The following is a 4508-nucleotide window of genomic DNA, read 5'->3' on the forward strand; positions in this document are numbered from 1 at the left end:
GCTGTCGACGACCCAGGCGGTCGAGCGGCTGAATGATTTCCTGCGCCGCGATCTGGCACAACAGGCCTGACTCGCGGGCCTGTCTTCCGCAATCCCGCCGCGATGCAGCGTTTGTTAAAGGCTCGGTACTATAAGGCCGCCAGCCAGAACTCTCCGGGGGCAGCATGTTAAGAGCCGCTTCGTCCGCCAGCATCCTTCTCCTCGCCACCTCGCTTGTGGCCCATGCCGGCGGCGACCCGACCCTGGGCAAGAAGGCCTTCAACCGGTGCATGGCCTGCCATGAAGCAGCCACCGACCGCGACAAGGTCGGTCCGCATCTGTTGGGCGTCGTTGGCCGCACCGCCGGTAGCGCCGAGAGTTATCTTGGCCGCTATTCCGAGGCGATGAAGAGTGCCGGCGCCGCCGGCCTGGTCTGGGATGAAGCCAATATCGCCGAGTATCTCAGGGCACCCAAGCTGAAAGTGCCCGGCAACAAGATGGCGTTTGCCGGCCTGACCAAGGACGACGACATCGCCAATGTCATCGCCTATCTGAAGGCCGATCCCAAGCCCTGATCCGCTGTTCGCCAGCTCTGTAAAACCGGCTTTCTCGTCGCATACCGCGGCCGCGATTGCTTCGGTGGTTTGCCCAATACAAAGGCATCCGTGCGCCTTCGCCTTGCCGCATGAAAGTTCAATGACAGCTGAACTATGGCTGGTCGGCAAGCTAATCACGCTAAGCCCAAGCCTTCACTGGCTTTCAAGACCCTGACGAATTTTTTTGTTTTCACGCCGCCCTTGTCTTCACGTCTTTCAATCCCCTGATGCCCCACATATATTCGCCGCTGTTCGCGACCAGCGACGTCATGCCGAAGCGGGAGGCCCCAATGGCGACATTGCAGAATTTCGACGCCGAAATTGCCAAGACCAAGCAGGTCGTGCAGGACATGCGCTCCAAGATCGAGCAATCCGGCACCATGCTTGATACGCTTGCCACATCAGACAAGAAGATCGGCGACGCCAATTTCGACCTCGAGAACGCCCGCATCGAGGATGTGCTGAAGCAGCAGAAGGTGATGGAAGGCAACATTGCCGACCTGATCATCGGGCTGGAGGACGCCACCAACGTCTTCGGCGCCGAGTTCGAGAGCATGAAGAACTACACCGGCTGGGAAAAATTCATTGGCATCTTCTCCAGCCAGAGCAAGCAGCGCATGCGCACCGACCGCGTTCGCAACATGTCGCTGGCCGGCAATCTGCAGGAACTGCTGGTCAAATCCGACACCATCGTCGGCATATTGAAGGCGCAGAAAGAGGTTCTCGACCAACGCTACAAGACCTCGGAAACCAGCCTGTCGCAGGTGATCGAGCGCCGCAAGACCACCATGACCAACCTCGAAGCCGTGCAGAAGCGCATCGAGGAGCTCAACCCGATGCTGCTCGACATCGAAAACAAGATCGCCGCTTCGACCAGCCAGAAGGACCGCACGCAGCTCGAAGGCGAACGCTCCAAGCTGGCGACGGAATACAACGAAAAGCAGGCCAAGGAGCAGGAACTGCTGGCCGAGAGCCAGACGCTCGAGCGTTACACCTCGATGTTCCAGACCTTCGTCGATTCGCTCAACAACCAGATCGCCGCGCAATCGACGCTGATCAACAAGCTGACCATCGATACCGAGCAGCGCATCGTGCTCTACAAGGCGCTGGAAGATTCGCTGAAGACCGCGGCCCAGCAGGACGTCGCCCACAAGATCAACACGCTGGGCAGCCAGGTCGACAACACCGCCGAGGAAACCATGGCCGGTATCGGTGCTGCTTCGCAAAAGCACATCGGCGACCTGCTTGAGATGCACGAGAAGAACATGGTCGCCACCGCCGATATCCAGCGCCGCAAGAAGCTGGCCGACGATGCCTTCGCCCGCCGCTTCGACGAGGTGCTGAAGAAGCACAATTCGGCTAACTACGTGCAGTCTTAAGGGTGAAAGCACTGCCCGCGAGCGACCAGGCATGACCCCCGAAAACGAAGCGGCGGCACGGTATTTTTCCGCCATCACGGCCGCGCTCAGCGGCCTTGAAGTGTTCATGCGCGACGATCGCTCGCCGCTCTACCGGCACGGCATCGTCGCCAAGATCGTCGCCGAACACATCGCCAGGCTCGACAAGTCGTTTTCCTGCTGGCGCAACCGGCTGGGCTTCATGGACACATTCCGCATTTCGCGCGCCGAAAGCGGATTTCCGGTGTTCCAGAACCTGCTCGAACTGGAAAACGACCGACGCCAAGCCGACGCGCGGCTTGCCAACATTCCGCTCGCCGGCGAGTTGCGCGAGGAAATGGCCGACTTCATCCTGCGCCACAAGGAATTCCCCGCGGCGCTGCAGAAGTCGATAGCCGAGCGGCTTTATCTCGAGGACGTGAAAAGCGAGAACACGTTCGGCCCGTTCACCCTGGCGCAAACGGCCAAGGTCTCGGTCAATCCGAAGACGGGGCGGCCCTATTATCTCGTCCACTGGGCGACGTTCGACGGCAGCGCCAACCTGCCTCTGGTCTACATGGTGACGGTGGAGGATTCGTCCGAAACGATGATCCGCCAGCTCGTCGACAGAAACGGCAAGCTGAACGAGACGATCGACATTCCTCTGCCGGTCGATGGCCTGCTCAATCCTGAGCTTGCCCACCGTTTCGACGATTTCACCGAGAAGAACTCCGCCTACACGCTGTCGCCGGCGACCATCGCGGTCAATCTCGACAAGGATTTCGAGCCGCTGCATCCCAAGCAGCTGCGCCGCGTCGTGCTCGGCCCGTTCTATTCGGCTGGCATCACCGACAACAATTCGACGGTGACCGAAGTCCTGGCCAAGGTGCGCAAGCCCGAAAATGCCTGGCTGCTGACCTGGACCATCCAGGAGGTCTATTCCAAGGCCGAGAAACCCGGCCGCAAGGGGCTGTTTTCCAGCGAGAAGACGACGCAGGAATTCTTCATCAATACCGACGATCTGGAAGCCGCGCGCCAGGGCGTGTCGAGCTACGAAAACCATGCGCTGATCCCGCACGAGGCCTATCAGGCGCTCTACGCCGCCGGCGAGGCGCAGAAGATCTTTGCCGGCTACAAGGTTCACATTCTGTCCAACGGACAGGTCATCTCAGACGTCTGACCGTCACACCACGGAGCACCCTTCATGGATACCGGCCTGACTACCATCCCGGAAGCCGCCATCGAGAAGCACCGCGCCACCGCGCAGAGCTTCATCACCCGCGTCGTCGTGCTGGAGGACCCGTCTAGCTCCTCCGGCACCGCGCTTGCCGGCACCAACCGCCGCTTCGTTTCGACCGTCTCGGCCGGTTCGGTGCGCCGCACGCGCGAGGTCGAGCTGGCCAAGACCGTCGGCGCCGTTCATCCCGACGACCAGCTGCTGACCATCCCGCAGCACACGCTCCTGTTTCGCGCCCGGCGCGGCACGGCGATCGCGCTGGCAATATCGGACGTCTTTGCCGAGGGCTCGGACCTTGAAAGTCTGCAGGCCAAGAACACCCGCGCGCCGCTCGAGGGCGACGAGGCGTCCACCTTCAAGAAGCTTCTGTCGGCCTCGGCTTACATTTCGGCCTTCAGCCTCGCCTCCTACCTGTTCCAGCTGATCGACAGCGACGGCGAGGCGCCCAACGACAGTCCCGAACCGGACTTCCTGTTCGATACGCCGCAGGATGCGGTGAAGTCGATCCTGGCAGGCCTCGACAAGGCGATCTCGGGATCGTCCGACGACGCCGACCTGATGACAAGGGCGCGCGCCTTCGCCCGCGTCGCCATCGACGGGCTTCTGGCCCGCAAGGGCCGCTTCGACGGCATCGGCCCGTTCGAGAACGCGCATATCCGTATCGATGCCGACGATTTCACCCTCGATGGTTTCGACGTCGCGCCGGGCAAGCGTTCAAAACCGCTGGTGATGACATTCAAGAAGCCGGAAGAGGTCGTCGGCAACCACATCGCCAAATACCAGTCGGTCAAGCTCGCCAAGATGCTGATGGCCTACGATTTCGAGCGTGAGCTGAACCCGTTCGTTGAGCTCGGCGGCTTCCTGTTCACCTTCATCGGCGACGGCGCGCCCGGCACCGGCAAGACGACCCTGATCCAGATGATCGCCGGCCTCGTCAACGGCTATTGCCAGGTCGCCGGCTATCCCTTCGCCTACGAGAATTTCGGCGTCGACCAGATCTCGTCCTATCAGGGCAAATCAGGCCAGAACTGCCGCCAGTTCATCAACAATGTGCTGAACCCGCGCGTCATCGGCTTCGGCACCATCGACGACATCGACCAGGTGGCGGCGCGCCGCTCAGACGACCGCGCCTCGGCCGGCCAGCAGGAAATCACCGGCGTGTTGATGGATGCCTTCGCCGGTGCCGCGACCGTGGTGCGCGGCAACTGCTCGTTCGGCATGTTCTCCAACTATCCCGAAAATGTCGACGACGCGCTGCGCCAGCGCGCCGGCGCCCGCTGGCTGGTCGACGGGCCCCAGAGCCGCAACGACTACATCGAC

Annotated in this window: 4 protein-coding genes (1 of these 4 running past the window's edge); all 4 read left to right on the forward strand. The window is 61.5% G+C overall.

Features of this window, described 5'->3' with window-relative positions:
* Positions 1-164 precede the first annotated feature (164 nt).
* Entirely contained in the window at positions 165-554 is a 390-nt protein-coding gene (locus EOC06_RS18885; RefSeq protein ID WP_128308490.1) for a cytochrome c family protein, read from the forward strand.
* Positions 555-865: 311 nt separating this feature from the next.
* Positions 866-1954, forward strand: coding sequence for a hypothetical protein (locus EOC06_RS18890; RefSeq protein ID WP_127266549.1), 1089 nt, complete (start codon positions 866-868; stop codon positions 1952-1954).
* Between the two features lie 31 nt (positions 1955-1985).
* On the forward strand, positions 1986-3131 hold the full coding sequence (locus tag EOC06_RS18895; RefSeq protein WP_127266548.1) for a hypothetical protein: 1146 nt from the start codon (positions 1986-1988) through the stop codon (positions 3129-3131).
* Positions 3132-3155: 24 nt separating this feature from the next.
* Positions 3156-4508 carry the 5' portion of an ATP-binding protein gene (locus EOC06_RS18900; RefSeq protein WP_128308491.1) on the forward strand. 564 nt of this gene lie beyond the right edge of the window, so 1353 of the gene's 1917 nt are visible here — the first part of the coding sequence; its start codon is at positions 3156-3158; the stop codon falls past the right edge of the window.

Source organism: Mesorhizobium sp. M7A.F.Ca.MR.362.00.0.0 (assembly GCF_004023175.1).
Classification (GTDB): Bacteria; Pseudomonadota; Alphaproteobacteria; order Rhizobiales; family Rhizobiaceae; genus Mesorhizobium.

What these genes read in the sequence shown, in the direction of transcription:
- EOC06_RS18885 (WP_128308490.1), top strand. Translation starts at nt 165, where the DNA reads ATGTTAAGAGCCGCTTCGTCCGCCAGCATCCTTCTCCTCGCCACCTCG.
- EOC06_RS18890 (WP_127266549.1), top strand. Translation starts at nt 866, where the DNA reads ATGGCGACATTGCAGAATTTCGACGCCGAAATTGCCAAGACCAAGCAG.
- EOC06_RS18895 (WP_127266548.1), top strand. Translation starts at nt 1,986, where the DNA reads ATGACCCCCGAAAACGAAGCGGCGGCACGGTATTTTTCCGCCATCACG.